The organism is Novosphingobium sp. ES2-1 (assembly GCF_015169775.1).
Taxonomy (GTDB): domain Bacteria; phylum Pseudomonadota; class Alphaproteobacteria; order Sphingomonadales; family Sphingomonadaceae; genus Novosphingobium; species Novosphingobium subterraneum.
The window spans coordinates 183,114-209,880 of record NZ_CP063449.1; the positions used below are offsets into that span (position 1 = coordinate 183,114).

Sequence of the window (26,767 nt, forward strand, 5' to 3'; positions counted from 1 at the left end):
CACCGGTCGCGCTGCTTCAGTTGACCTTGCGAACTTTCGTGATCATTCCGGCCTTGCCATCCCAGTCGATCTCGAAGTCCACCTTGTCCCCGATCTTCAGGCCGGCCAGTTGCTCCGGCTTTGCCGTGAAGCCCATCTTCATGGCTGGCCAGTTCAGACCCATCATCGGACCGTGGTCGAGCGTGATCCTGCCCTTGGCGGCATCGATCGCGGTCACGGTGCCAGTAGCCTGACCGCGCTTCATCGCTCCGGCCATTGGCATGGTGCCCATGCTGCCCGACATCATCGAACCGCTTGGTGCCGGGGCCGGGGCTTCGGCCTGCTTCTGGCAACCGGCAAGTGCGGCAGCGAGCGCGAGGCCCGCGGCAACGGTCATGGTTCTGATCATTTCAATTCTCCTTGGGGGTGATTGGTTGGATGAGTTCGGCGGCGCAACAGGAGGTACGCCGCCGGAATGACGAGCATGGACAGCAAGGGCGCGGTAAGCATGCCGCCCACCATGGGAGCGGCAATCCGGCTCATGACTTCCGATCCCGCCCCGCTGCCGACGAGAACCGGGAGCAGGCCCGCGAGGATCACCGCGACGGTCATCGCCTTGGGCCGCACGCGCAGCAGCGCACCTTCGCGGACGGCAGCAGCGACATCACCATCGGTGCGTTCATCCAGCGCGTGCTTGAGATAGATAAGCATGACCACGCCAAACTCGGCTGCGACGCCTGCGACCGCGATGAAGCCAACCGCGGTTGCAACCGATTGATCGTAGCCGAGCCAGTAAAGCAGCCACAATCCACCGGTGAGTGCGAACGGCAGCGTGCCCATGATCAGCAGTGCCTCGTCCCATCGCCGGAAAGTCAGGTATAGCAGCGCAAAGATGATCGCGAGGGTCACTGGGATAACCAGCTTCATCCGCTCCTTCGCCCGGACCAGAAATTCGTACTGCCCGGTGTAGGATATGCTCACACCCGGCGGCAGTTGCACCCTGGCGGTTATGGCCTGGTTGATGGATTCGACCAGCGAGGCCATGTCGCTGTCGCGCCCATCGACGTAGATCCAGGTGACTGGACGGCCGTTCTCGCTGCGAAGCATGGGTGGCCCATCGCTGACGCGGATCGAGGCGACGGTGCCCAGCGTTATTTGCTGACGCGAGGGCGTCAGCACCGGCAGGTTTACGAGCTTGTCCGTGCTGTCGCGCAATTCGCGGGGATAGCGCACGCTGATCGGATAGCGGCCGAGGCCCTCTACCGTTTCGCCGATGCGCTCGCCGCCGATGGCACCAGAAACCACTGCCTGCACATCGGCCACATTGAGGCCATAGCGCGCGGCGACCGCACGGTTCACATCGACGTCGATGTAACGGCCACCGGTCAACCGCTCGGCCAGCGCGGAGGTCACGCCGGGCACCGTTTTCACCACGCCCTCGATGGTCTGCGCGGTCCGGTCGATATCGGATAGGTTCGAACCGGCAACCTTGATACCGATGGGACTTTTCACGCCTGTCGCCAACATGTCGATCCGGTTGCGGATCGGCGGGATCCAGAAGTTGGCAAGACCGGGCACCTTTACCCGCGCGTCGAGTTCCTCGATCAGCTTGGCCGGTGTCATGCCGGGCCGCCACTGGTCGCGGGGCTTGAAGCGGATGGTGGTCTCGAACATCTCAAATGGTGCAGGGTCGGTCGCACTGTCTGCCCGCCCGGCTTTACCGAACACGCTTTCCACCTCGGGCACCGTCTTGATCAGCCGGTCGGTCTGCTGGAGCAAGTGCCCCGCCTGCGCCGCGGACAGACCCGGCAGGGCCGATGGCATGTAAAGCAGGTCGCCCTCGTTCATCTGCGGCAGGAACTCCCCGCCGATCCGCGAAAGCGGCCAAAGGCTGGTGGCAAAGACCAGCAAAGCGATGAACAGCGTCTGTTTCGGACGTTCGAGCACTCGGTCGATGATCGGACGATATAGCCGTGTCAGCGTCCGGTTGAGCGGATTGGCCTCCTCGCTCGGAATCCTTCCCTTGATCAGCAGCCCCATCAGCACCGGGATCAGCGTGATCGAAAGCAGCGCTGCTGCCGCCATCGCATAAGTCTTGGTGAAGGCAAGCGGCGAAAACAGCCGGCCTTCCTGTCCCTGAAGCGTGAAGATGGGCAGGAACGAGAACGTGATGATCAGCAGGCTGAGAAACAGCGCCGGTCCGACTTCGGCGGCGGCGGCCGTCACCAGGGCCCAGCGCGTGGCTGGGTCGGCCTCCGCATCCGCATGGTCATGCCGCCAGCGTTCGAGATGCTTGTGCGCATTCTCGATCATGACCACGGCCGCGTCGACCATGGCCCCGATGGCAATGGCGATCCCGCCCAGCGAGAGGATATTGGCGTTTAGGCCCTGCAGCCGCATCGCGACGAACGCGATGAGGATTCCGAGCGGCAGTGTGAGGATCGCAACGAGCGCCGAGCGCGCGTGCCACAGGAACAGCGCGCAGACGGCCGCAACGATCAGGAACTCTTCGAACAGCTTGCCGGTGAGGTTCTCGACCGCGCGATCGATTAACCCCGAGCGATCATAGGTGGTAACCACCTCGACCCCGGGTGGAAGGCTGTTCTTCAGCTCCTCCAGCTTCCCGCGCACACCGGCAATGACGTCCCGGGCATTCTGGCCCTGCCGCATGACGATGACACCGCCTGCGACCTCGCCTTGCCCGTTCAGTTCCGCAATGCCGCGCCGCATCTCCGGACCAAGCTGGATCGTTGCCACATCGCCGACCATGACCGGCACGCCTCCCGCAGTGGTGCGGATCGGAACGGAGCGAAAGTCATCAAGCGACTTCAGGTAGCCACTTGCCCGCACGGTATATTCGGCCCCGGCCATCTCCACGCTCGAACCGCCGACTTCCTGGTTCGCGCGGCGGATCGCTTCGGCCACCTCGTCGCCGGTGACGCCATAGGCGGCAAGCTTCGCCGGATCGACGAGGATCTGGTATTCCTTGACCATCCCGCCAATGCTGGCGACCTCGGCCACACCGGGAACGGTCTTCAGCTCATAACGCAGGAACCAGTCCTGCAACGAGCGCAGCTGCGACAGGTCATGCCGTCTGGTCCGGTCAACCAGCGCATATTCGTAGACCCAGCCAACCCCTGTCGCGTCGGGACCGAGCGAGGGCCTGGCCCCTTCCGGCAGGCGGCTCTGCACCTGGCTGAGATATTCAAGAACGCGGCTGCGTGCCCAGTAGAGGTCCGTGCTGTCGTCGAACAGAACATAGACGAAGCTGTCTCCGGTGAACGAATAGCCACGCACCACGCGCGCACCGGGGACCGACAGCATCATCGAGGCGACCGGGGTTGTGACCTGGTTCTCGACGATCTGCGGCGCCTGGCCCGGCCAGCTGGTGCGGATGATGACCTGCACGTCGGACAGGTCGGGCAAAGCATCGACCGGCGTCGTGCGAACCGCGGCGATGCCAAGCATGGTCAGCACCAGCGCCGCACCAAGCACGAGATTGCGCGCCCTGACCGATGCGCGAATGATCGCGGCGATCATCGACCGCCTCCGAGGGGGCGCGCTTCGACCCCCGACAGGCTGGCTTCGGAATCGAGCAGGAACTGGCCCGAGGCCACGACTTTCTCGCCGGCGGCAAGCCCCGCCAGCACTTCGGCCTTGCCGTTGCTGTCACGCCCGATCCGCACCTCGGCCGGACGGTAGCGACCATCCGGCAAGGCCAGCATCACCAGCGTCCGGGCCCCGGTGCGGATGACCGCCTCGCTAGGGATGAGAAGCGCTGGCCCGCCGTCTCCGGCAAACGCCACCGCAGCAAACATGCCCGGACGCAGCCTGCCGCCGCGATTGGCCAGTTCGATGCGAGCGGTCAGGGTCCGGCTTTCGGTCTGGGCGGCCGGCAGGATCGCGATGACGCGTCCGATAAAGGTTTCCCCGGGGAACGCGGCAAGCGTCATGCTCGCGGCCTGACCAACGCGAACCATGCCGGCCTGTGTTTCAGGGACCGCCGCATTAAGCCACACCGTGCCGATCCCGCTTACCTGCGCGAGGCTTTGCCCAGCCGCAACGGTCATCCCGGCGCGGACATCGAGCGCCTGGATCACCCCGCCGACTGGCGTGCGGATCGTCACCGTGCCGTTGGGGCGCCCGGTGCGTTCCACCGCGCCAATCAGCGAATCGGACATGCCCAGCAGCCGCAACCGCTGACGGGCCGCGGTGGTCAGGTCGGCTCGGCCGAGCTTGCGGACCGCGAGGTATTCGCCCTGCGCGCCGCCCCATTCCGGCAGTTGCAGATCGGCAATCGGGGCTCCGGCAGCGATCACATCACCCGGCGCCCGCCCATAAACGCGCGTAACGAAGCCGCCCGAACGCGCTTGCACATTGGCGACGCTTCGCTGGTTGAAGTCGATGGTTCCGGTGACGGTCAGCCCAGACGGCAAGGTGCCGGCCTCCGCCGTGGCAACGCGCAGGCCAAGACTCTGGCTGGCGCCGGCATCGACGGCAATGCCGGGTCCCGTGTCCGGGGCTTCATCGGCATACTTGGGTATGGTCTTCATGCCCATCGACGAGAGCGAATTGGGATTATCGTAGTGCTCGGCCGGCACCATCGGGTCGTACCAGTAGAGTATCTTGCGGCCCGTTAGCGTGGGCTGGGCGCCCTCCTGCGCGGGAGACAGTCGCCCCAGCCAATAACCGCCGCCACCCGCAACCAGCGCGATGGCCAGCACGCCGGCGCCAAGGCGCGCCGCATTCATATTGTTCAGCATCATGGCCGAACTCCCCCATAGGTATAGGCAATGCGCACGGCATCGCGCGCGACGTCCGCTTCGCGGGACAGTGCATCGACTTCAGCTTCGGCCAACGCCAGCGACGACAGCAGGGCGCTGCCGAGATCGAGCTTTCCGGCGGCATAGCTGGCCATGTCCAGTTCCGCGCGCCGCCTTGCGAGTGGCACCAGCACCTGGCGTGCGTTGTCGAGGCGTGCCATGTGCATCTCCTGGTCGGCCAGGTCGCTGTCGAGCGAGGCGACCAGTTCCCGTTCCGCTGCGACGCGGTTGAACCGCGCTTGCGTCTCCTCGCTCGCCGCCGCGGCAATCTTCGGATCCTGCCGTTTTCTGCCGAACACCGGCAGGTCGATACTCACGCCCAGCGAAACCATGTCGCCATAGGCGGGATTGCGGCGGCCATAGCTTGCGCTCACCCGCCAGTCCGGCCGTTTCGCGGCACGTGCCATCGACGAGTCAGCTTTCATCCCGCCCACGGCCGCGTCGAGGGCCTGCAGCTTCGGAAGCGCTGCCAACCCCGTTACCAGCGCGGCCCTGTCGACGGTCGGCACAGGCGGCAGTCCCAAGACATCTGCGTCCTGCACCCCGGTGTAGCGTGTCAACCGCGCCCTGGCTCGCCCGATATCTGCCGTCAGCTCGCTACGCCGATCATTCACCGCCGCGCGCAGCTGATCGGGTTCGAGCGCCATTGCGGGACGGGACGAACCCGAAGCCAGCCTTGCCGAGACAGTCGCCTGAAGATCATGCAGGCTCGAATCCAGGGCCTGCAACTGGGCGAGCCGCCGCGTCCCGTAGTAGAGGTCGATCCACGCGAGCGCCGTTTCCAGACGGACGTTTTGTTGCTCCATGGCAAGGCCGCTTTCGGCGAACGCCATGTCGGCCGCCGCGCGCGAGCGCTCGGCCGCACGCTTTGCCGGATTGGGGAAAGCCTGCTCGATGCCCACCCGCGCCATCGTCATGCTTTCGCGAGTGAGGCTGAACGCGGGAGGCCCTGTAACGGGAAAGTTGTCGAAGCCCGCATTCAGCGTGGGATCGGGCAATTGACCGGCGGCTACAGCAGCCGACCGCCGGGCCTGAACGCTGGCTTGTTGGGCCTGCACCGATGGGGCAGCCTGCATCGCGCGTTGCACAGCCGCTTCGAACGTCAAAGGCTCGGCCGCGGCAACGCCCGGTACCAGCGCCAGCAAGGGCGCGATGAATTTTTTTCGCATGGGGAGCCCCGAATACGATGGCCGGTTCGACGTCCAATGAGGGCTTGCAGCTAACACGGCACCGGCGAAGGGGATGACCCTGCCGGTGCCGTGCGCCTGGCCCTCATTTTCTCGTTTTCGGCCAGGCGATAGTGCTAGCTGGCCGACGGCGAATGGCTCTTGCCGGACATGCCCATCATGCGTTTGGCGCTATCCGCCTTCATCATGGAGCAGTTGCAGCTAGCCATCGCGGGGGCGGTGTCCTTCACCCAGACCGGATTGGGCGGGTAGGCAATCGACCGGGGGCCGAAAGATGACTGATCACGCCAATCCCAATGACCGTTGCTGGCGTCATGGGCGGAAGCCACCGATGCGGTGGAGAGCGCCGCCGCGACAGCGGCGAGCGTCAGAATCGTCTTCATGTCGAATATCCTTGATTGAATTTGCAGATGGCACCGCGAGCAGTCAGCAGAACTCGCGGCGTTCATTAGAATTCAGCCAAGGTGTGCGGGTGGTTCAGGTTCAGGAGCGATGTCGCGGCCAATCATCACCGCAACGGGCATTACCCGCGGTACGGTCGTGCGGAACTGGGAGGACGTATCGAAGGGAAGCGGAGGAAGCAGTGCCAGAGGCGCCGCGCATCCCATCTTTGCCATGCAGTCGAGATTCTTGCCCTCACAGGGTTTTTCCGATGATTGCGACTGGCGCTTGGCCAAGCCCCTCATTTCTACGCAATCAACGCGCCTTGCAGTTTGCGATGCCGAAGTCTGCGACTGATTTGCCATCGCATCAGGTATCGCCCGGGCAAATACGGCCTCTTGGCCGAGAAGGCCAAAAATCACTCCAAAAAGGAGCAGCCAGGAGCGCCATGCGTTCACGAGGTTCTTCTCGCTGTCTGGCGCTCTCGTGTCAAACTTTTGCGGACCGTACGGGGTGTGTCCCCGTCAATATATTTCTGGACGGAAAATACCGAGATCCGGTCGCAGCCTACGCTCAGGAGATATAGGTCGTCAGCACGATCTCGACCCGGCGGTTTGCAGCGCGCCCCAAAGTCGTTGCGTTGGAGGCAATTGGCTCGGTCTTTCAAAATCCTTCGACATGCAGACGTCCGGACATGACGGAGCGGTCTGCCAGATAGTCGGCGACCGCTCCTGCGCGTCTTTCCGAAAGTGCCTGGTAATACCCGTAGGAGCCGATCGCATCTGTGTGACCGTTTACATCTACATACATCGCGGGATAGCGATTGAGCGTCCGCGCAGTTCATCTTCGAACGCCCAATATTGACGGTCGACGTAGGCTGACGCGTCGCAAATCCTTCCCGAAGCAAACGACATCCACTGATCAGTGGCTCGTAGGAAGAACGGATTACGTGGCCGATTTAATGCGTTTTCCGGCGGATAATATCGATGAAAACCCGGAAATATAACAAGTTATTGATAGTAATAAATTTATTAAGGATAACGCTCTGCTCTTCGCGGTTGATTGTGTGAGCGACCAAGATTTGCGCAAGTTTTAAATCAGGCGCCCGTCTTACTGACGATATCATTGCCGCCGTCAGTAGTAGTTCTTCGAAGAAGCGATCCGGAGCAGCAGAAACTTTACCCGAAAGGCTTCGCCGCCAGCAATAGGCTCTGGCCGCAAATCGATCGGTCTCACGCGCAACCGACCAAGCAACGCCCGCTCCTCCGTGGACGCCGCCCCACCAAGCCAGACAGATCCACCGGCACGGACGGCCAGTGTTAATGTTGGCTTGGATACATCTCGAGTATTGGCCCACGGGAGGGCGGTTGCATGGGGTCGCCCTCTCCGGGCCAGCTGGCACGGCGCCGGAATTCCGCCGCCATTGCCTGATGCATCTGGCGCGCGGCCGTATCGTTTGTGCTGGCCGCCAGTCTATCGTGCATGCGTGCCCGTTCCAGACAATGGGCTTGATGGTCCGCTTGGTCCATGCGGCAAACTCCAGCTTGGCCTGGCCTCGTGCTGCCGCAGCATCGGGAAACGGCGGCCGCGCCAGCGCGATTCATCCGGCCGCGAACAATACGCTTCTTTTCCGGGGAAGGAAACGGGATTCCCGGCGGGCCTTGCGCTCAAGGCCAAGGTCATTGCAGGAGCGCGGGCTTCAGCCGATGGGTTTTCAGAACCTTGCGATCCTGTGCGTCCAGTTCGATGAGCACGACCTCGTAACGCCAGAGATTGGCAAGGTTCTGCAACACCATCGCCGCATCGCGTTCGTCCAGCAGCACGCCATCGGCCACGCTGTGTTCCAGCATCAGCGTGCGATCGCCCGCGAGATCGACATCGACAATCTGGATGTCGGGTTCCTGCCGCCCGATGTCGTATTCGCGCGCCAGCGCCCGGCGGATGCGGCGGTAACCGCGTTCGTCGTGGATCGCCGCGACGCTCAATGCGGCTTCCGATTGCCGGTCGGTCACCTGGAAAAGCCGCCATTTGCGGATCATGTGGGGGCTGAGAAACTGCGTGATAAAGCTTTCGTCGCGGTAATTGGCCCAGGCGTCCTGCAAAACGCCGTTCACATCGCCCTTGCCCGCAAAAGCGGGGAACCATTCGCGATCCTCGTCGGTCGGATTCCGGCAAATTCGCGCCATGTCCTCCATGATGCCGAAACCGAGCGTGTAGGGATTGAAGCCCGAGAAATGCCCGGAATCGAAGGTCGGCTGATTGACGACGTTGGTATGCGACTGGAGGAATTCGAGGAACGATCCGTCGGTGATCTGGCCGCGTTCGTGCAGCTTGGTCATGATCTGGTAGTGGCACCAGGTGGCGCAGCCCTCGTTCATCACCTTGGTCTGGCGCTGGGGATAGAAATATTGCGCGATCAGGCGGACGATCCGCAGGATTTCACGTTGCCAGGGCTCTAGCGCGGGGCCGGTCTTTTCGAGAAAATAGAGGATGTTTTCCTGCGGCAGGTTGAGTGCCCTGCGCCGGTGACCGTCGGTGGCCTCGGGCGCCCTGGTGCTGGCTGGCAAGGTGCGCCAGAGATCGTCGTAGATCTTGTCACGATAGGCTTGCCGTTCGGCCTCGCGCGCCGCTTCCAGCTTCAGATCCCGGCTCCGCACGCGGGGATGGCGGTGCACGCCTTGGTGCATCAGGGCGTGCGCGCCATCGAGAAGCCGCTCCACAGCTGCCTCGCCATACCGTTCCTCGCAGTGGGCGATATAGGATTTGGCGAACTCGAGGTAATCGAGAATGCCTGTGGCATCGGTCCATTGCCGGAAGGAGTAGTTGTTCTTGAAGAAGTGGTTGTGACCGAATGCGGCATGCGCGATCACCAGCGTCTGCATGGTCGCGCTGTTTTCCTGCATGATATAGCTGATGCAGGGGTCGGAATTGATCACCAGTTCATACGCCAGCCCGCGCAATCCCTTGCGATAGAGCATCTCGTTGGCGACGAACTGCTTGCCGAACGACCAGTGCTTGTAGAACAGCGGCATGCCGGTGGAGGCATAGGCATCGAGCATCTGTTCGGCGCTGATCACCTCGATCTGGTTCGGATAGACATCCAGGTGAAAATCAGTGAGCGCGATCGTTTCGACCGCGTCGTAGATCCGCTGGATCAGGTCGAAGTTCCAGTCGCTCCCTTCGAACAACGGACGGTCAGCACGCGCCATGGTCATGACCGTCCTTTCGCGCGGTCCCGTTCGTCCGCGCTCCTGCGCTGGAACAGTTCACGCAGCACGGGATATATTTCAGTGCGATGATGGACCTTGCGCATGGCGAAGTGGCGCGATGTGGCCTGAAGTTCCTCGTAAGCCGACCACAGCGAACTCTTGCCTCCATCGTCCACCGGCCGCTCCTCGGCGCCGACCTCGATATAGGCGACGTACTGGGAGATCGGCAGGATATCCTCGCGCATCAGCCGGGCCGTCTTGGGATTATCGTTGTTGATGTTGTCGCCGTCGGACGCCTGGGCAACATAGATATTCCAGTCATCGGGCGGATAACGGGCGGAGACGACCGCCAGCATTTCCTCCAGCGCGCTGGAAACGACCGTCCCGCCAGATACGGTCGAATGGAAGAAGGTCTGTTCGTCCACCTCTGCGGCGTGGTCGGTGTGGTGGATGAACACAACCTCGACGTATTCGTAGCTGCGGGTCAGGAACAGGTGGAGCAGCGCGAAGAACCGCTTGGCCAGATCCTTCATGTGCGCGCTCATCGAACCGGACACGTCCATCAGGCAGAACATCACCGCCTGGGCAATCGGACGCGGCGTGGCCTCGAACCGGCGATAGCGCAAGTCGACGGGGTCTATGTAGGCGATCAGCGCGCGTCGGCGCAGCAGGCGCTGGTGTTCTTCGCGGAGCTGCTCCAGCCGTTCGGCATCCCCATCCTGCGCGGGTTGGTGCGCCTCCACCTGGGCGATTTCCTCCTCTATCCGTTCCAGGTCGGCGCGGCCGGGGCGGCGCAGCGCCAGACGGCGCGACATTGCCTTCTGCATCGTGCGGGGAACCGAGAGGTTCGACGGCGAACCGACCGTGGTATAGCCCGCGCGGCGCGGCGTGCTTGACGCCTCGCCCTTCAGCTTGCGCTTGGCGAGATCGGGCAATTCGAGATCGTCGAGGAACAGTTCGAGAAATTCCTCGCGCGTGAGGACGAAGCGGAAATCGTCCTCGCCATCGCCGGTCCCCGCGCTGGACCCGCCGCCGGATTGCCCCGACGGCCTGGGGATCCTGTCGCCTTCCAGGTAATCGCGGTTGCCCGGCAGAACCCGTTCGCGGTTGCCGCCATGGCTGGTGCGGTGCAGCGTCGGTTCGTGGATGCTGTCGCGCGGGATGCTGATCTGGCCTTCGCGATCGATCTCCTTGATGCTGCGGTCCTTGATGCTCTGGCGGACCGCCTGCTGTACCGCCGCCCGCGCCCGCCGCAGGAACCGCTGGCGGTTGACCAGGCTTTTCCCTCCGGGGTTCAGGCGGCGGTCGACGATGTGCATGGTGCTGCTATCGCGCCTCCATCAGCCTGCCTGCTTCACCCGGATGTACCATTCCACAAGGCGCCTGACCTGCCGTTCGGTGTAGCCGCGCACGATCATCCGCTCCACGAATTCGCTGTGCTTCTTGGCGCTTTCGCCATCCTTCTTGGACCCGAAGCTGATCACCGGCAGCAGGTCTTCCACTTGGCTGAACATGCGCTTTTCGATGACCTCGCGGATCTTCTCGTACGATGTCCAAGCGGGGTTACGGCCTTCGTTGGCGGCGCGCATGCGCAGTGCGAACTTCACTACCTCGTTGCGGAAGTCCTTGGGGTTGGCGATGCCGGCGGGCTTTTCGGTCTTGGACAGTTCCTGGTCGATCACCTCGCGGTTGAGCAGTTGCCCGGTGTCGGGGTCCTTGAAATCGAGATCCTCGATCCAGGCATCGGCATAAGCGACATAGCGGTCGAACAGATTTTGCCCGTAGTCGTTGTAGGATTCGAGATAGGCCTTCTGGATCTCATTGCCGATGAATTCGGCATAGCGCGGGGCAAGTTCGCCCTTCACGAATTCAAGGTAACGGGCCTCGGTTTCGGCCGGGAACTGTTCCTGCCGTATCATCCCTTCCAGCACATACATCAGATGGACGGGGTCCGCCGCGATCTCGATGGTGTCGTGATTGAACGTGGCCGACAGCGCCTTGAAGGCAAAACGCGTGGAGATGCCCGACATGCCTTCGTCCACGCCGGCGGCGTCGCGGTATTCCTGCAAGCTTTTGGCACGCGGGTCGATCTCCCGCAGCATTTCGCCATTGTAGACGCGCATCTTCGAATAAAGGCTGGAATTTTCGTGTTCGCGCAGGCGTGTCAGCACCGAGAAGCGCGCCAGCATGTCGAGCGTGCCCGGTGCGCACGGGGCCGATGCCAGTTCGGATTCGCGCAGCAGCTTTTCATAGACCTGCCGCTCTTCGGTGGTGCGCAGGCAATAGGGCACCTTGATCACGAAGATGCGGTCGATGAAGGCTTCATTGTTCCTGTTGTTCTTGAAATTCTGCCATTCGCTTTCGTTGGAATGGGCCATGATCACCCCGGTGAACGGGATGCCGCCGATGTTCTCGGTGCCGATGTAATTGCCCTCCTGCGTCGCCGTCAGCAGCGGATGCAGCATCTTGATCGGCGCCTTGAACATCTCGACGAATTCGAGAATGCCCTGGTTCGCGCGGTTGAGCCCGCCCGAATAGCTGTAGGCATCGGGGTCGTTCTGCGACAGCATTTCCAGCTTGCGGATATCGACCTTGCCCACCAGCGAGGAAATGTCCTGGTTGTTCTCGTCCCCCGGCTCGGTCTTGGATACGGCGATCTGCCGCATTTGCGAGGGCATCAGCCGCACGACCCGGAACCGCGTGATGTCTCCGCCGAACTCGTCCAGCCGCTTGCGACACCATGGGCTGACCATCCCCGTCAGGCGGCGGCGCGGAATGCCGTACCGGTCCTCGATCATCGGGCCGTGGAGATCACTGTCGAACAGCGAGAGCGGAGCGTCGAAGATCGGGCTGATTTCGTCGCCGGCCTTCAGCGCATAGATGGGATTCTTTTCCATCAGCGACTTCAGCCGTTCGGCCAGCGACGACTTGCCGCCACCCACCGGCCCGAGCAGGTAGAGAATCTGCTTGCGCTCCTCCAACCCCTGCGAGGCATGGCGCAGGAAGCTCACGATCTGCTCGATCGTCTGCTCCATGCCATAAAAGGAGGAGAAGCTGGGATAGATCCTGATGGTCCGGTTCATGAAGATCCGGCCGAGGCGCTGATCCTGTGCCGTATCCACGATCTGCGGTTCCCCGATCGCGGCCAGCAGCCTTTCCGGCGCGCTGGCATACATCAGCGGATCCTTGCGGCACGCGACAAGGTAATCTTCCAGCGACATTTCTGTCTGACGCTGTTGATCGAACTTCCGCATGAAATCGGAAAACAGATCGCTTTCAGCCATCGGTCGCTCCCCTTCTAAAGGTTTGTGAGCGAACATAATATACGCCTTTGTTCGGACCCTCGCCAGCGTTTCAAGTGCTACCGAGCCTTCCGGAAGCGACTGCCAAGTCCATCCCAGCAGTCCCTATTTGCGAGTTATCGTCCTTCCGAGACAACCTTTCGTCCCGGTTCACGAACGAGGCAGACCTGCGTGCTTCGCACCGGCGAATCCCCGCCTATAAAATGCTGACTGGCTGATGCAGTCATTCAACAGTCTGAAACCACGCCGGATATCGACATTCCCACGCACCTATTCTGCGCCGCGACCGCCATTGTCCGTCTGAGCAGCGCGCCCACTGGCCCAATCGGTGAAGTGCGCGTGCTGGTTGGCCCGCAGTTGTCGCTCGACGATGCGGACCCCAAGTTCCGATCGTGCGCGGTTTCGTGCTTCTCAACTGTGCATACCGAATGGCGGGACTCGTCTGTCCCACCTCCGATCCGCTTGCCCGATTCGAGAGCAAGCAATGCTCTGGGTTCTGAACGCGGCACTGGTGGCGATCGCCTCTCGTACAGCGAGGGGCCAGAACAGAAAGGTGCGGGGCGCTGCATATCACGTCGAGCGAGATCGACCAGAACGGGACGGGCTCGCTCCGAAGGTTTCGTTTGAGTGTGCAAAGGCGGTTAGCTGTCGTCCCAATTGGCGCATAGATCTGCAACGATGCACTCCAATCGTGGATTTCCTGACGCAGGTGGGTAAGGGCTCGCACTACCGCGAACCGGCTATCCATCCAATTGCGCGTCGCAACAACTCCTGAAACGGCGCACTGTCCCATGGCCCTCGGACAACCGGCGCCTCGTCCATCAGCGGGCGGGCGTCGAAGCGTCCGCAAGCGTGGCCGAGCGGCGAATAGGCCACTTCGCCTTTGCCATGGGCACGAACGTAAAGCTGCGGCCGCGGCGGGTCGTCGTCCCACTGTCCCAAGAGATAGCCCGGCGCCTCGCCTTTGTAGCGAGCCGAAAGCAGAGTTCTATAATCGCAAATCGGCTGGGCGATGTAGGGCTCGTCGATCACGGTAAAGTCCTGCAGGCCCTGCGTGATCGGATGGGCTGCATCCTCGACGTGGATGTGCATCGGCTGGGCCGCCAAGTGCGCGACAAAGCGGCTGCCCAGCAACTCCATGAACGCGGGGGCAACGGTTTCGGCCGTGGGTTTCACCAGTCCCGGAATGCGGACCCCGCTGGCGACGATCTCTGGCCCATCCGTAAATTCCAGCCCAGCATTGGCGCCGTGGAGCGCGAACAACTTGCCGCCATCTGCGACGAAGTCGGTCAGGGCCCGGGCCTCAGCGTCCGAGGGCATGAGGTCGCAGGTATAGAGTATCACCCCGGCAAACGCTGACAGGTCCGTAATCCCGGAAAAGTCTGCAGCGCAGCGCACCCGGATGCGGTCGTCCTCTGCCATCAGGTCCAACAGGACACGGCGCGCCAGATCGAAATCGTGATACTTGCCGCCGGTGACGAGGTGGATGCGAATAGGATCGCTCATGCGGTGTCTCCCATGGCGGGAAGTGGACGCAGCACTGGGCCGGCGCCGTCCCATCGTTCTGCACCCTGCCGGGCAACGTCAAAGAAGGCGCGCGTGTCGGGCGTGTCCGAGATCACCTCGACCAGCAGGCCCAGCGTGTCGCGGCAATCGTAATAGCGCAATTGGGCGTTGTCGGAGATCTGCCCCGTGGTCACAGGCGCGCCCGCCTCGAGATGCGCTGCGGCGGCATCAAGGTCGGCGACAAGGAACGCATGGTGGTGTGGCCGGCACGCGCCCTTTGCCAGCGGCGCATCGCCATAGACGTTGGGCCAGGGGCCAACCGGCTCGATCAGCTCGACCATGACGCCGGCGAACTGGGCAAAGGCGATATGCAGCACCAGATCCTGAGGCGCGCCATTGAAGGTCCAGCGGTCGAAGGCCATCGACGGTAAGTGGAAGAACGGACCTGCGCCGGTGCGCGCCCGCCAGTTGGCGGCGCTCGTGGCGATATCGCCGACGACGTAGCCGAGTTGCATGATCGGGCCGTGCATGGTCGTCATCCTTTGTTCGCAGGGGCAGGCTCGTGCCAGGTCGTAGGCCGTGCCTTCATCCGCGCGAAGAAATCGCGCGACCAAGGTGCCTCCTCGGGGATCGGCTGGCCGTGGTTCTCGCCGAACTGGAGAAAGCAGTAGAGTACGATGTCGGCCAGCGTGAACCGGTCACCGCAGACATAGGGTTTGCCCTGCATCTGCCGGTCGAGCCACAGCAGCTTGGCACGTGACTTGGCTTTGAGGATGGGCGCAGCATCGGGCGGGAGCAGCGGCTTTGCCAGGACGCCGTCAAGCTGGTGATCGCCTTCGAACAGCGCCCGGCCCTCCTGCGTGGTAAACCCTTCGCCCATCGGCCAGGCGATGTTCTGGTCGATCCTTCGCACCCACATCCGCGTCTGCGCCCGCTCCTCGGGCGTCGAACCGATCAACGGCGGGTCCGGACAGATGTCCTCGAGGTATTCGCAGATCGGCGTGACTTCGGTGATGACCGTTCCGTCGTCGAGTTCAAGCGCAGGAAGTTCGCCTAACGGATTGACCCGCGACACGAACGGCTCGCGCCTGTTCTCACGCGTGAACAGATCGAGAAACCGCCGCTCAAGCACGATTCCTTTCTCCTGCGCGAAGATCCACGCGATCCACGGGTTGGGTGCGAACAGGTCAAAATCGTAGAAGATCATTGGCACCCTCCCAATGGATCAGGCGGTAACAGGATCAGTAGTGGGCTTCGAACGAGATGCCGACTGTCCGCGGATAGACGATTTGGTTCTGGCCGCCCGGCCGGTCGAGCGGGCCGACCGTATTGCCGAGGTTGTCGCTGAAAACGCCCGCTTCCCACCGATCGTTGCCAATGCTCGCCCGCGCGTAGCCGACCCCGTTGTAGGGGGCGTAGGCGCCATTGAAGATACTCTGCTGGCGCGAACGGTAGCTGTAGCGGGCATTCAACCGCAGTTGCAGGCCGTTGCCGCCGATCGGGGTCTGGTACGAACCCGCCAGCGTGAAGGTGGTCTTGGCGGTGCCGGGGAGTTGGTTGCCCTCCTTCAACTGTGGGATATGCGCCACGATCGCGGCAGGCACGTTGTGGATCGTGGTCGAGTTGAAGTTGCCGGCAAAGTTGAGGGTCAGGCCGCGCAACGGAGTGCGCCAGGTGATCGATGGCTCTATGCCGTGGCCGCGCACGTCGCCCACTTGCGCGACGATCGTCTGGAGCGCGGGGCTCAACTCGATCTGCGCCTTTGCCCAGTCGACATAGTAGCCGGCCAGTTCGAGTTGCACTGCGTTGTCGAACAGACCCACCTTGAGCCCGCCTTCGTAGTTCCACAGCGTGTCGGGCGGCGAGACGTTCGACAGGCTGGTGCCGAGCACCGCGTTCGATGCGCCGATGATCGAGGCTGAAGTGATCGAGCCGCTGCGGAAGCCCTTGGCGACTTCGGCGTAGATCATCGCATTGGGGGCAGGGTGATAGGCAATGTTGACGCGCGGATTGAAGGTATCGTGGCTGGCGCGGGTGGTGCTGCGGTTGGGGATGACGGAGCCGGCGATCTCGAGCTGGCTGTCTTCCTCGAAGCGGCGCTGCTCCTTGTAGTAGCGCCCGCCCACGGTCAGGTCGAGCTTGCGGTCGAAAGTCGAGTAAGTTGCCTCGCCGTAGACCGCCCAGCCCTTGCTGAAGAGCCGGTTGCGGTCGTTGACGGTGTTGAAGCCGATGACGCCAGGCGCGACCGGGAAGTCAGGCAACTGCACGGTCTGGCCGCCTGCAGTGTTGCCGTTCTGGTAGAAAAAACCGACGATATACTGCAGCGGGCCGTCGCCGTTCGAGGTCAGCCTCAGATCCTCGTTAAAGTTGTTGGTGACCAGCGGCCACAGCGAGGTGAAGTTGCCGATGCCCGGAATGAACCCGCCGTTGTTCGAAATAACGGTGTTCTTGATGTGCCCGGTCGAGCTCTGGATCGTGGCGAACCCCATGTCGTATTCGACGTCGCCGGCAAACAGCCAGTAGTCCGACAGCGCTTCGCCGAACTGCTGATCGATGCTGGCGGGCTCGGAGAAGGTGATGCGGTTCGACCAGCGCTGTTTGGTGTTGTTGCGCCAGGCGGAAAGGCGGATCGTCAGGTTGTCGGTCGGCTTGGCCAGCAGCTTGAGCCTGCCGGTGAAGCTGGTCGATGGGTTGTCGTTCTTGACCCCGGTCGGGATGATGTCGGCATAGCCGCCGACCCGCTTGTAGCTGATCACTCCGCGCAACGCGACCTTACCGTCTACGATCGGCAGGTTAAGCATCTGGTCGCCCGACCAGCCCGGCTTGCCCCCGGTGGTGAGACTGCCGGTTCCGCGTAGTGAACCGCTGACTCCGTCGAGCTCGGGGTCCTTGGTCAGCACCTTGATGGTGCCGCCGATCGAGCCGAGGCCATAAAGCGTGCCCGATGGCCCGCGCAGCACTTCGACGCGCTCGAGGTCGTAGAAGTCGGCGGCCGGCGCGTATGGTCGGCCGGGCATGGTGAAGGCGAAATTGTCGAGATAGTAGCCGACCGCCGGATCGCCGTCAGTCTCCGACGCAGCAATCGCGCGAATCTGGTAGGTGGTGCTGCCTGCGCCGATGGTCGAGCCGGTGGTCGCGCTCGGCACCAGCGAGATCGCCGACTGGATGTCGGTCACCCCCATGCGGACGAGGCTCTCACCCGACAGGCCTTGGACCGCCTGCGGCACTTTCATCAGCGTCTGTTCGCGGCGCTGCGCGGTGACGATGATCTCGGCATCGTCGGGGTTCGCCGGCGTGTCGGCCCGTGCCGGCTGCGCCGCCTGCTGGGCGTAGGCCGGGTTGGCCGCGAGCAACAGCGCGAGCACGCTGGCGCAACCTGTCAGCGCCGGTTCCGCGCGCCGATCTAATGCCTTGGGCTTCAAAGGCTTCATCATCACTCTCCCCTTTTTTGTCGTTATGCGATGTTTGTATAAGTTGGTTGTCAGGGTCCGCTCAGGTCGCGTGCAGCCATGGATAATCGCCCATCAGGCAGCGATCGATCTGCTGGTGGAAATGACGGATGCGCACTTCCTGGTCGCCCAGGATCATGCCGCGGAAGCCCAATGAGCCGGTGCCCTGCTGCATCGTCGGCATGTTCGAGCCATCCTGCTTGAGCACGTTGGCAAGGAACGGGTCGAACGTGTCGGGAAAGGCGTCGGCGTAGTCGTCGAGTTCGTCGTGGCGGAAGAACCGCGGCGTCACCAAGGGTGGCTTGCTGCCGGGCGCGCGGTGCTCGGTGATCAGGAAGTCGTAGTAGCAGAACGCCGGGTCGGTCGGGTGCGGGCGATAGCGGAAAACGATCGATCCCTCGGGCGTCTGAGTGAAGGTGGTGCCGGGGAAGAACGTGTAGTGGTACTGGTGGACCAGCTGTTCGTCGTTCATCCGGCGATAGGGCAAGTGGGTCTGGTCCTGGATCGCGCGCTTGGCCTTGATCACTTCGAGGTGAATGTCGCGCAAGCTGCCCTGGTAGTCCGCCGGGACTTGTGTGCCGATGCCGAGAAACTTCTCGCGCAGCGGCGTCATCTCCTCGGCATTGCCGAGCAGTTCGCTGACCGTCAGGTTGAAATTGATCATCCGGCTGTGCATGCCCACCAATTCGATCGGCACATCGTAGCCTTCGGTGATGTTCATGAAGTCGGCGTGCAGCGTCTCAAAATGGTAGGATTCATTGAAAGCATCGTGCGCATGCTTCCAGTTGCCGTTCCATTCGAATGTGGCCTGGTCGATCAGCTGGAATTTCTCGAGCTCGTAGCTTTCGAGGTGCCGGCCCGCCTCACCTAGGAAATTGCGCAAGTCGATCGCGTACGGATCGAGGTTGAACCAGACCCAGCCACCCCAAGTGTCTGTGCGGACCGGCGGCAGGTCGAGTTCGCCCTTCGGTACCCCGTCCTTGAACTGGCCGAACAGTTCGGGCCGCGACAGCAGGTGAAGGCTGCCATCATTGTTCCACTGCCATCCGTGATAGGGGCAGGTGAATCGCTCGACCATGCCCGACTGAACCTGGCAAAGCACGTTCCCACGGTGCTGGCAGACGTTGAAGAAGCCGCGAATTTCACCGTCCTCGCCGCGCACGAACAGCAGCGATTCCTTGCCCAGCGTATGGACACGAAATTCGCCGGGTTCGCCGAGTTCCGAGACATGGCAAGCGACGTTCCAGGTCTTGGTCCAGACGTGGTCCCATTCGGCCTGCATGAACTCGGGCGAATGGAAACGCGCGCCGTCGATGCGCTGGTAGCCCAACATCGGGATGGGCTTTCGCGGGACGAACGCTGGCGCCTGAGTCTGCTGGCGCTCGGCACCCAGCACCTCGATCATCCGGTCTTCTATCTTGGCCATACTCGGGCAATCCTTTCATGGACGGCCCGGCGGCAGCATCGTGGGAAGTGGCTTTGGCCGGGCATGCTGCGCCCGTCGCCGCGCAAGCAGTGTACGCTCGCGCAGTGCCTTTCGATTTCTCCGCAATGCGCCGCCGGATTAAAACATGCCAGCCAGCTTTATGGGATGGCCCGCCCCTTTTCCCCGGCATCGGATATGATGCTGGTGCTTGAAGAGGAAAGGAGCGGACCGATGTCTATTGTGATCCTTGGCGTTGATTTGGGCAAGAATGCCTGCAGTGTGGTGGGCGTGGATGCGGCGGGAGCTGTCGTCGTACGCAGGTCGATGCGCCGCCAGACGCTGGTCGACTACGTTGCCAAGCTTCCTGTGTGCGTGGTCGCGATGGAGGCATGTTGCGGTGCCCATTATCTGGGGCGCCTGTTCGCCGCGCACGGACATGAGATCCGGCTGATGTCGCCGGAGTACGTACGGCCGTATGTCAAAGCACAGAAGAACGATGACCGCGACGCCGAGGGGATCGCCGAGGCCGCCTCGCGTCCAACGATGCGCTTCGTCGAACTCAAGACCCAGGAGCAGTTGGACATCCAGACGCTCCACCGGGTTCGCTCGCGCCTGGTGGCTGAGCGCAGGAGCCTGACCAACCAGTTGCGGGCGATCCTGCTGGAGCGCGGGACCATTTTCCCGGTTGGGCGGCGCAAGCTGGAACTCGGCATCGATGCCCTGCTGGCCGATGAGGATACGACCTTGTCACCGCGTCTGCGCCAGTTGGTGGCCGAACTGCGTGCCGAATGGCGCGAACTCGATACCAGGGTGGAAACGCTGAACGGCGAGTTTGTCGAGCTGGCGCGCAATGACGCGGCTGCCCGGCGGCTCACATCCATCCCCGGCGTCGGGGTGCTGAACGCAACTGCCCTGATTGCAGCCGTGGGCGATGCCAGCAGCTTTGCCAAAGCCCGAGACCTGGGTGCCTGGCTCGGTCTGGTGCCCCGTCAGCATACTACCGGCGGCAAGCCGCGGCTGCTCGGCATCTCCAAGCGAGGCAACACCTACTTGCGCACCTTGCTCATCCACGGTGCCCGAGCAGCATTGCCGTCGCTGGCGCGAAGCGAGACCCCGTTGGGGCGCTGGTTGACAGGAATGATCGAGCGAGGAGTCCACCGCAATGCTATCGTCGTCGCGCTGGCCAACAAGCTGGCGCGGATCGCATGGGCGGCCTTGCGCAAGGACGCGACGTTCGAACGCGGCTACCCAGTCGCGGCATAACCGGATCGGCCGCACGCATCTTCGTGCATAGGCCAACGATGTTTGCAGGAAGGATCGTGAAGATGGCCTGACAGTCGATCGGCGTCTGGAAAGCCCGGCCAAAAAAATGGCACTCGTTGCCGGCGTCTTTATTGTGGCTCCAGACGTGCGGATGTCCATCTTGGCCATGGGGTCACCCATGAGACCGCATACGTTGACGCAGACTGATCAGAACACTTCAAAATCCCCCTTGCAGACGGGGCGGGCCATACGTTTTTTGAGAAACTATGCGCATTTCGGCGGCTGTCAACAAAACCTGTTAGGTCGCTCGTTTTTTAGATAGGGCCGTGGCGACGGCTTGACTTGCGCCCCTGCGACAGGCGACGCACAGATGCCCCGCGAGCGCAGCAAGGCCGCGGAAGGGGAAGGACGGGCGTGACTTCGAACGGCGGTGTGATCGGTGAGGCGAATTCTTCTCCGCGTCCGCGCGCGCCGCGGCGCCGCAGCGAGGGACCTTCCGCGCGCCAGCTCGCCAAAAGCGAGACGATGCGGCTGAGGGTCCTCGAAGCAACGGTCGATTGCCTGCTCGAAGGGACCGCGCACGAGCTGTCGTTTGCCGTGATTGCAGACCGCGCGGGAATTTCACGCGGGGGCGCGCAATACCACTTCGCAACCCGTCGCGACCTGCTGTGCGCGGTGATCGAGTACATCAACGTGCGCCGCCTGAACCAGTTCAAGGCGGATGTCGAGGCGATCGGGCCGGACGAGGACGTCGCCAGCCAGATCATCGATGCACACTGGAAGCACCTCAACGAGCGCGATTTCCGCGCCTACCAGGAACTCGTTCTGCTGGCCCGCAGCGATGCCGAACTGACCGAGGAATTCGCGCCCCGCTATCAGGCCTTCCTCCGCGACTGGTACGAGACCGCACGACAGGCGTTCGGCTGGCGCTACGCCGATCCCCAGGTCATGCAGGCGGGCAATATCGCGCACTATGTGCTCGAGGGCATGGCCTACGGACAACTCGCGGGTCAGGTGCAGCCCGAGGTCGTCGCGGACCTGCTCGGCTATGCCAAGACCGTGCTGCGGAATGCGCTGCAGGACTGAAGTTCCAGAAAAACAAGCAAAGACAGGAGAGCGGGATGGACGGGCGTTTCGGAGGCAAAGTCGTGATCGTGACCGGAGCCTCGTCTGGAATCGGCAAGCGCACCGCTGAGCGGCTGGTCGCGCAAGGCGCGGTCGTTCATGGGGCCGACCTGACTTCCTGCGGCCTTGCAGGCATGGTCGACCACATTTGCGACGTCACAAGTGAGGACGACTGGATCGCGCTGGTTGAAGCGGTGACTGCCTCCGACGGCCGGATCGACGGACTGGTCAACGCGGCCGGCGTGATCCGCATGGGCACGACTATTGAAACCACGATCGAGGATTTCCGGTTAGTGATGCGCGTCAACGTCGAAGGAACGTTCCTCGGCTGCAAGCACGTGATGCGCGCGATGCAGGTTGCCGGCACCGGATCGATCGTCAATTTGTCCTCGACCGCAGGCCTGCGCGGCTCGCCCGGTGCAGCCGCTTATACCGCGAGCAAGGGCGCGGTCCGACTGCTGACCAAGACCGCCGCGCTCGAAGCGATCGCCATGCCCAGCCGTATCCGCGTCAACTCCGTCCACCCCGCGCTCACCCAGACACCAATGGCCGACGCGATCGTCGACCAGCTCGGAGGCTCGGACGAAATTCGCGGCGCGCTCAACAGTCTGCTTCCGGCAGGCAGGCTTGCCGAACCCGACGAAATTGCAGCTGGCATCCTCTTCCTGCTGTCCGACGACGCCAGTTACATGAGCGGCGCAGAGCTCGTGATCGACAATGGTTTTACAGCCCGATAATGTCGGAATCCGACCTATCCTTCGACATTATGCTTTAGGCGGTCGTGATTCTGAAGATATTAGAGGGAAACCTGGTAGAATAATTGAAATGAACCCTAGGGTCTAGATTGCAGACGCCGACAAAGCCGCCATCTAGGGAACCCATTGAGCGAAATGGAGCCTGCACTTCTATCGTTTTGCTTTGCTCGCTTGTCCGCTAAATGCCTAAGGTGGCCAATTGTGCGCCTCATTCTGGCAAGACCGGCACCAGGCATAAAGCGCGTCGTACATCACCATACCCTGTTCGAGCATATCATGATCGTTGGCGTAATTGGCCGACAGGCCCAGTGACATCGCCAGCAAGCCCGCCGATTGCGGGGCCAGGTCGAGCCGCGAGGTGTCTGCACCACGAACGATCACGGCCAGTTGAAGGAGTGCCGGATCGGTCAGCGCATATTTCTCGATGATGGCATCAAAGCTGCATTTCTCCCCGACATGGCTGAATTCCACGCCGGGGATGTCGTATGGAATGGCTCCCTCAGTCTCGGCGGTGTCGAGCACCTGATCTGCCGGAACGTAGAGGAACTCGGCCTCGGGTTCGATGAAGCGCCGGATCAGCCACGGGCAGGCAATCCGGTCAATCTTCGGCCGCTCACGGGTGACCCATTTCATCGCTGTGCGCCTCAGGTACGAGATGCGGAGCGGTAACGCGCATCGACCACTGCCCAATCGAGATTGTGCATGAAGGAGTCGACGTATTTCGCAGCGGCCGTGCCATAATCCATGGCGAAGGCATGTTCGTACATGTCGAGCACGAGCAAGGGCACTCCAGCGACCGGCCCGTTGGTATGATCCCAGGCCCAGTAGTTATGCAATGAGCGGGTGTACTGGTTCCAGGCGAGAATGGCCCAGCCAGAGCCGCCCGCCAGCGCCATCGCCGTGCGCCGGAACTCGGTTTCCCACGCTTCGAACGAACCGTGGCTGGCAGCCAGTGCATCCCGGATGCTTCCTGCCGCCAGACCATTGCCGCCAAACTGCTCGAAGTAGAGTTCGTGGAGGATCACCGAGCCGGTGCGGTGCAGTTCCTCGCGTTTGAGACCGCCATAGACGACCGGTGGAAGATCCTTGTCAGCCATCGCGGCGGCAAGCCGACCCTCGATCATGTTGAGGGTCTTTACCGAGCCTTGGTAGTTGTTTTCCCAGTGCGAGCGGATCAGCTTTTCGGAGAGACCCGTAAGGTTGGTGGGATCGAACCCGAGCGGTTTGACGGTATGGCCGCCGGCAAAGGCGGGAGCGGGGCTGGTCATGGGAGCACCTCCGGAAGTGGGTGTGACGGCAGCAGCGGGACCTGGGGCTGCTGCGGCTGCGACGCCAAGCGCAATGCTGCCAATGGCGTTGCGGCGAGAGACGTCGTTCATGGTGTGAGGCTCCTGTTCAAGCGATCTGACCGAGGATAAGGCCGCCTGCTGCGCTCAAGGCGAGCACGCGGATGATGTTCCATTTGCGGCCGAAGATGAGGAACGCGGCAAGTGCTCCCAAGACGGCTGCGCGCCAGTCAAAGCTGGCGAGTTCGGGCGCCGAGATCGTGAGCGACCCGAGCTCAACCGATCCGACCCGCTTGAAAAGCACATGGAGTGCGAACCACAGGCTGAGGTTGGCGATCACTCCGACGATCGCCGCAGTCACGGCGGCTAGTCCACCCTTGAGTTTATGGGCATGTTCGAGCCGTTCGATCCACGGTGCCAGCGCGAAGATCCAGAGGAAGCAGGGGGCAAAAGTCACCCAGGTCGTCAACGCCGCACCGATGACTCCAGCAACGAGCGGTGTGAACGGTTCAGGCGCGCGGAACGCCGCGAGGTAGCCGACGTACTGCGTCACCATGATCAGCGGCCCTGGCGTGGTCTCGGCCAGGCCGAGCCCGTCGGCCATTTCCCCAGCGCTCAGCCAGCCAAAGCCCTGCACGGCCTGCTGCGCCATGTAGGCGAGCACCGCATAGGCGCCGCCGAAGGTCACGATTGCCAGCTTCGAGAAGAATGCGCCGACCTGCCAAAGCACATGGTCGGGGCCGAGCGTCATGAACACCATCACCATCGGTGCGACCCAGATCAGCGATCCAACTACGATAGCGCGAATGCTGGCCCCCCAGGGGCGCGGGGCGAGCTCCGGTGCCTTGTCGGTCTGCTTCAGCGCCAGCAGGTCCGGGCGTGTTGCCGCGGCAATCGTCCCAGCAGCCCCGGCGGCGAGCACGACAAGCGGAAACGGGAGATTCAGTACGAACAGCGCAGCAAACGCTGCGAGCGCGATGCCTCGCTTGAACCCGGTATTAAGCGCCCGTCCTGCAACTCGCAGCAGCGCTTGCACCACGATCGCGAGCACCGCGGCCTTGATCCCGAGGAAAAGCGCAGCGAACCAGGTGAGGTGCGCCGCGTAGCCATAGAGGATCGACAACGCGAGGATCACAAGTGCGCCCGGAATGACAAAGAGCAGACCCGCAGCAAGGCCGCCTCTAAGGCCATGCAGCTTCCATCCGATCCAGATCGCAAGCTGCTGTGCCTCGGGACCCGGCAGCAGATGGCAGAAGTTCAAGGCGTGGAGGTATTGATCTTCGGTGACCCATTGCCGCTCTTCGACTAGTTCGCGGTGCATCAGCGCGATCTGTCCGACCGGCCCGCCGAAGCTCAGGCAACCGATTCGCACGGAGACCCTCACGAGTTCACGAAAAGTAGGAATTTGCAGGGAATTTAGGTTACCGCGCGCCATTGCCCTCGATACGCCTTTCCGCCCGCCAAAGAGCGGACCAGTGAAAGGCAACGCTTGGGCTGACGCCTGACCGGGAGGTTGCTCGATCCCGACACGAACACTGTGACACCGGTTCTGTTAGCGGTCAAGCTTGGGTCCAACTGGGATGGAGGTCGCTCGCGGGTCCAAGTGATCGACTTGTACTTGTCGCAAGTCGGCGGGTTAGAGCGACCTCCACGGGAAAATGAACGCCTGGTTGCGACGGAGCCGCAGCCCAGACCTACCGTTCCGTACTCACTCCAGGCCTTGAAATAGGAGAGCGGGCCTTGGTGGACCGGCGAATGGCCGGTTTCGGCGCAGCCCGACGTTCACAGTCGCTCCGCTCAAGGGCGAGTTTGTTCCATCCTCTGCCATTAAGCCCTACCCTCCCATATCGCCAGTTCATGTCCTTCCACGCTTGCCGCAGGGCGCTTACACTTTTTCCTTGGCAAGAGATGGAATCCGCCGATTCCAAATTTGATGAAATCCGGCCTCGATCATCTCCCCGAAGGCAAGCGGCGCGAACTCGGGCACGTCGTCGCGACGGTCCGCGCTGGCTGTGCCGAGGCAATCGCGCATCGCACGCAGCCACGCTATCGCGCAGGCAAGTTGCTGAAGATCGTGCTGATCGGTTCCTATGCCCGCGGAGATTGGGTCGAAGAACCGGTCGGCCGCTACTTTTCCGATTACGACCTGTTGGTGGTCGTGAACCACGACGATCTCACTGACATCGCCCAGTTCTGGGAAGCGACCGAAAGCAGGCTGCTTGCCGACCTGTCGGCAGGCACTGTCCTGCGCACTCCAGTCAGCCTGATCTACCACAGCCTCGAGGATGTGAACGACAAGCTGCGGCTCGGCCGGTACTTCTTTATGGACATTCTGAATGATGGAGTGGTGCTGTTCGAGGAGGCAGAATCCGCTTTCGTCCAGCCCATGCCACTGTCCTGCCAGCAGGCTCTCGAGGCGACGCAGGACTATTTCAAGGAATGGTTTGAGAGTGCCCGGGATTCGGTCGAGCGCGCCTACACCAGTATGGCCGATCAGCAGCTAAAGTTCGCTGCCTTCGACCTCCACCAAGCAACCGAGCGCCTTTACCACTGCCTGTTCCTCGTTCGAACGCTCTACTCGCCCAAGACTCATAACCTCAACCGCTTGCGGGACATGGCCGAGGAACTTGAGCCCGTGCTGAAGGATGTCTGGCCGCGAACCGGGCGCTTCGAGAAGCGATGCTATGCCTTGCTGCGCGATGCCTATGTGAAGGCAAGGTACGCGCCATCTTACCGAATTTCGGCAGACGAACTCGCCTGGATCGCGGGGCGGGTGGAGGTGCTCCAGGGGCTGGTGAAGAGCGCCTGCGAGGCGCGCATCGAGGTTCTTGCCAAGGCTGCCTGAGGCAGGATTGGTTCTTCGCGACAGGCCATCGTGAACGCTCGCCCGCGCCCAAAAACCATCCCCTTCCGAGACTGAAATACGCCCCTGTCCGAAGCCGGACAGGACACGCAACCCGCGCCGGCGCGGACCGTGTTGCCGCGCTTTGCGCGGCTGCCCGCCCCACTCCTTCCTGCGGGGTTTCCTCGCGTCGCTCGTGCGGTCCTCTCCGCCCCCGGACCTTTCGGGGCTCAG

Annotated in this window: 22 protein-coding genes; 4 read left to right on the top strand and 18 right to left on the bottom strand. The window is 62.5% G+C overall.

What is annotated here, in order from left to right; genetic code table 11:
- Nucleotides 1-16: 16 nt before the first annotated feature.
- From IM701_RS21535 to IM701_RS21605, 15 genes are all read right to left on the bottom strand, one after another.
- Nucleotides 17-388, bottom strand: a complete 372-nt coding sequence (locus IM701_RS21535; protein WP_193829223.1) for a copper-binding protein — start codon at nucleotides 386-388, stop codon at nucleotides 17-19.
- The gene (locus IM701_RS21540) at nucleotides 385-3,519 is read right to left on the bottom strand and encodes an efflux RND transporter permease subunit (protein WP_193829224.1); all 3,135 of its coding nucleotides are present in this window, start codon (nucleotides 3,517-3,519) and stop codon (nucleotides 385-387) included. Before IM701_RS21540 ends, IM701_RS21535 begins: the two co-directional genes overlap by 4 nt.
- Nucleotides 3,516-4,745: an efflux RND transporter periplasmic adaptor subunit gene (locus IM701_RS21545; RefSeq protein ID WP_230487990.1), complete on the bottom strand. Its 1,230-nt coding sequence runs from the start codon at nucleotides 4,743-4,745 to the stop codon at nucleotides 3,516-3,518. Before IM701_RS21545 ends, IM701_RS21540 begins: the two co-directional genes overlap by 4 nt.
- Complete coding sequence (locus tag IM701_RS21550; RefSeq protein WP_193829225.1) at nucleotides 4,742-5,971, bottom strand: TolC family protein; 1,230 nt, start codon at nucleotides 5,969-5,971, stop codon at nucleotides 4,742-4,744. Before IM701_RS21550 ends, IM701_RS21545 begins: the two co-directional genes overlap by 4 nt.
- A 134-nt stretch (nucleotides 5,972-6,105) precedes the next feature.
- On the bottom strand, nucleotides 6,106-6,372 hold the full coding sequence (locus tag IM701_RS21555) for a hypothetical protein (RefSeq protein WP_193829226.1): 267 nt from the start codon (nucleotides 6,370-6,372) through the stop codon (nucleotides 6,106-6,108).
- A gap of 72 nt (nucleotides 6,373-6,444) precedes the next feature.
- Nucleotides 6,445-6,828, bottom strand: coding sequence for a hypothetical protein (locus IM701_RS21560; protein ID WP_193829227.1), 384 nt, complete (start codon nucleotides 6,826-6,828; stop codon nucleotides 6,445-6,447).
- 205 nt (nucleotides 6,829-7,033) lie between these two features.
- Entirely contained in the window at nucleotides 7,034-7,180 is a 147-nt protein-coding gene (locus IM701_RS22190; protein WP_193829228.1) for an OmpA family protein, read from the bottom strand.
- Nucleotides 7,181-8,049: 869 nt separating this feature from the next.
- Complete coding sequence (locus IM701_RS21570) at nucleotides 8,050-9,585, bottom strand: SpoVR family protein (protein WP_193829229.1); 1,536 nt, start codon at nucleotides 9,583-9,585, stop codon at nucleotides 8,050-8,052.
- Nucleotides 9,582-10,898 (bottom strand): YeaH/YhbH family protein, encoded by a 1,317-nt coding sequence (locus IM701_RS21575; protein WP_193829230.1) that lies wholly within the window; start codon nucleotides 10,896-10,898, stop codon nucleotides 9,582-9,584. The genes IM701_RS21570 and IM701_RS21575 overlap by 4 nt, the downstream gene beginning before the upstream one ends.
- 21 nt (nucleotides 10,899-10,919) lie before the next feature.
- Nucleotides 10,920-12,863: a PrkA family serine protein kinase gene (locus tag IM701_RS21580; RefSeq protein ID WP_193829231.1), complete on the bottom strand. Its 1,944-nt coding sequence runs from the start codon at nucleotides 12,861-12,863 to the stop codon at nucleotides 10,920-10,922.
- A 744-nt stretch (nucleotides 12,864-13,607) separates the two neighbouring features.
- Nucleotides 13,608-14,387, bottom strand: coding sequence for a ThuA domain-containing protein (locus tag IM701_RS21585; protein ID WP_193829232.1), 780 nt, complete (start codon nucleotides 14,385-14,387; stop codon nucleotides 13,608-13,610).
- Complete coding sequence (locus IM701_RS21590) at nucleotides 14,384-14,917, bottom strand: VOC family protein (RefSeq protein WP_193829233.1); 534 nt, start codon at nucleotides 14,915-14,917, stop codon at nucleotides 14,384-14,386. The genes IM701_RS21585 and IM701_RS21590 overlap by 4 nt, the downstream gene beginning before the upstream one ends.
- A gap of 5 nt (nucleotides 14,918-14,922) precedes the next feature.
- Nucleotides 14,923-15,594, bottom strand: a complete 672-nt coding sequence (locus tag IM701_RS21595) for a glutathione S-transferase family protein (protein ID WP_193829234.1) — start codon at nucleotides 15,592-15,594, stop codon at nucleotides 14,923-14,925.
- Between the two features lie 34 nt (nucleotides 15,595-15,628).
- Nucleotides 15,629-17,821: a TonB-dependent receptor gene (locus IM701_RS21600; RefSeq protein ID WP_193829235.1), complete on the bottom strand. Its 2,193-nt coding sequence runs from the start codon at nucleotides 17,819-17,821 to the stop codon at nucleotides 15,629-15,631.
- A 58-nt stretch (nucleotides 17,822-17,879) separates the two neighbouring features.
- Entirely contained in the window at nucleotides 17,880-19,262 is a 1,383-nt protein-coding gene (locus tag IM701_RS21605; protein ID WP_193829236.1) for an aromatic ring-hydroxylating dioxygenase subunit alpha, read from the bottom strand.
- Nucleotides 19,263-19,493: 231 nt separating this feature from the next.
- On the opposite strand from IM701_RS21605, the gene IM701_RS21610 reads away from it, so the two are divergent.
- The 3 genes from IM701_RS21610 to IM701_RS21620 all read left to right on the top strand — a co-directional run bounded on the left by IM701_RS21610 (nucleotide 19,494) and on the right by IM701_RS21620 (nucleotide 22,387).
- Entirely contained in the window at nucleotides 19,494-20,525 is a 1,032-nt protein-coding gene (locus IM701_RS21610; protein ID WP_062345709.1) for an IS110 family transposase, read from the top strand.
- A gap of 414 nt (nucleotides 20,526-20,939) precedes the next feature.
- Entirely contained in the window at nucleotides 20,940-21,611 is a 672-nt protein-coding gene (locus IM701_RS21615) for a TetR/AcrR family transcriptional regulator (protein WP_193829237.1), read from the top strand.
- A 35-nt stretch (nucleotides 21,612-21,646) separates the two neighbouring features.
- On the top strand, nucleotides 21,647-22,387 hold the full coding sequence (locus IM701_RS21620) for an SDR family oxidoreductase (protein WP_193829238.1): 741 nt from the start codon (nucleotides 21,647-21,649) through the stop codon (nucleotides 22,385-22,387).
- 204 nt (nucleotides 22,388-22,591) lie between these two features.
- Here IM701_RS21620 and IM701_RS21625 read toward each other — a convergent pair whose 3' ends face one another.
- Genes IM701_RS21625 through chrA form a run of 3 tightly spaced genes read right to left on the bottom strand, consistent with a single transcriptional unit; the run spans nucleotide 22,592 to nucleotide 25,126 of the window.
- Nucleotides 22,592-23,038, bottom strand: coding sequence for a chromate resistance protein ChrB domain-containing protein (locus tag IM701_RS21625; protein ID WP_193829239.1), 447 nt, complete (start codon nucleotides 23,036-23,038; stop codon nucleotides 22,592-22,594).
- 11 nt (nucleotides 23,039-23,049) lie between these two features.
- Nucleotides 23,050-23,784: a superoxide dismutase gene (locus tag IM701_RS21630; RefSeq protein WP_193829240.1), complete on the bottom strand. Its 735-nt coding sequence runs from the start codon at nucleotides 23,782-23,784 to the stop codon at nucleotides 23,050-23,052.
- Between the two features lie 16 nt (nucleotides 23,785-23,800).
- The gene (gene chrA / locus IM701_RS21635; protein ID WP_193829241.1) at nucleotides 23,801-25,126 is read right to left on the bottom strand and encodes a chromate efflux transporter; all 1,326 of its coding nucleotides are present in this window, start codon (nucleotides 25,124-25,126) and stop codon (nucleotides 23,801-23,803) included.
- Nucleotides 25,127-25,624: 498 nt separating this feature from the next.
- Here chrA and IM701_RS21640 point away from each other — a divergent pair, with 498 nt between their 5' ends.
- Entirely contained in the window at nucleotides 25,625-26,536 is a 912-nt protein-coding gene (locus IM701_RS21640) for a HEPN domain-containing protein (protein ID WP_193829242.1), read from the top strand.
- The last annotated feature ends 231 nt before the right edge of the window (nucleotides 26,537-26,767 follow it).

What these genes read in the sequence shown, in the direction of transcription:
- IM701_RS21535 (WP_193829223.1), bottom strand. Translation starts at nt 388, where the DNA reads ATGATCAGAACCATGACCGTTGCCGCGGGCCTCGCGCTCGCTGCCGCA.
- IM701_RS21540 (WP_193829224.1), bottom strand. Translation starts at nt 3,519, where the DNA reads ATGATCGCCGCGATCATTCGCGCATCGGTCAGGGCGCGCAATCTCGTG.
- IM701_RS21545 (WP_230487990.1), bottom strand. Translation starts at nt 4,745, where the DNA reads ATGATGCTGAACAATATGAATGCGGCGCGCCTTGGCGCCGGCGTGCTG.
- IM701_RS21550 (WP_193829225.1), bottom strand. Translation starts at nt 5,971, where the DNA reads ATGCGAAAAAAATTCATCGCGCCCTTGCTGGCGCTGGTACCGGGCGTT.
- IM701_RS21555 (WP_193829226.1), bottom strand. Translation starts at nt 6,372, where the DNA reads ATGAAGACGATTCTGACGCTCGCCGCTGTCGCGGCGGCGCTCTCCACC.
- IM701_RS22190 (WP_193829228.1), bottom strand. Translation starts at nt 7,180, where the DNA reads ATGTATGTAGATGTAAACGGTCACACAGATGCGATCGGCTCCTACGGG.
- IM701_RS21570 (WP_193829229.1), bottom strand. Translation starts at nt 9,585, where the DNA reads ATGACCATGGCGCGTGCTGACCGTCCGTTGTTCGAAGGGAGCGACTGG.
- IM701_RS21575 (WP_193829230.1), bottom strand. Translation starts at nt 10,898, where the DNA reads ATGCACATCGTCGACCGCCGCCTGAACCCCGGAGGGAAAAGCCTGGTC.
- IM701_RS21580 (WP_193829231.1), bottom strand. Translation starts at nt 12,863, where the DNA reads ATGGCTGAAAGCGATCTGTTTTCCGATTTCATGCGGAAGTTCGATCAA.
- IM701_RS21585 (WP_193829232.1), bottom strand. Translation starts at nt 14,387, where the DNA reads ATGAGCGATCCTATTCGCATCCACCTCGTCACCGGCGGCAAGTATCAC.
- IM701_RS21590 (WP_193829233.1), bottom strand. Translation starts at nt 14,917, where the DNA reads ATGCACGGCCCGATCATGCAACTCGGCTACGTCGTCGGCGATATCGCC.
- IM701_RS21595 (WP_193829234.1), bottom strand. Translation starts at nt 15,594, where the DNA reads ATGATCTTCTACGATTTTGACCTGTTCGCACCCAACCCGTGGATCGCG.
- IM701_RS21600 (WP_193829235.1), bottom strand. Translation starts at nt 17,821, where the DNA reads ATGATGAAGCCTTTGAAGCCCAAGGCATTAGATCGGCGCGCGGAACCG.
- IM701_RS21605 (WP_193829236.1), bottom strand. Translation starts at nt 19,262, where the DNA reads ATGGCCAAGATAGAAGACCGGATGATCGAGGTGCTGGGTGCCGAGCGC.
- IM701_RS21610 (WP_062345709.1), top strand. Translation starts at nt 19,494, where the DNA reads ATGTCTATTGTGATCCTTGGCGTTGATTTGGGCAAGAATGCCTGCAGT.
- IM701_RS21620 (WP_193829238.1), top strand. Translation starts at nt 21,647, where the DNA reads ATGGACGGGCGTTTCGGAGGCAAAGTCGTGATCGTGACCGGAGCCTCG.
- IM701_RS21625 (WP_193829239.1), bottom strand. Translation starts at nt 23,038, where the DNA reads ATGAAATGGGTCACCCGTGAGCGGCCGAAGATTGACCGGATTGCCTGC.
- IM701_RS21630 (WP_193829240.1), bottom strand. Translation starts at nt 23,784, where the DNA reads ATGAACGACGTCTCTCGCCGCAACGCCATTGGCAGCATTGCGCTTGGC.
- chrA (WP_193829241.1), bottom strand. Translation starts at nt 25,126, where the DNA reads ATGGCGCGCGGTAACCTAAATTCCCTGCAAATTCCTACTTTTCGTGAA.
- IM701_RS21640 (WP_193829242.1), top strand. Translation starts at nt 25,625, where the DNA reads ATGAAATCCGGCCTCGATCATCTCCCCGAAGGCAAGCGGCGCGAACTC.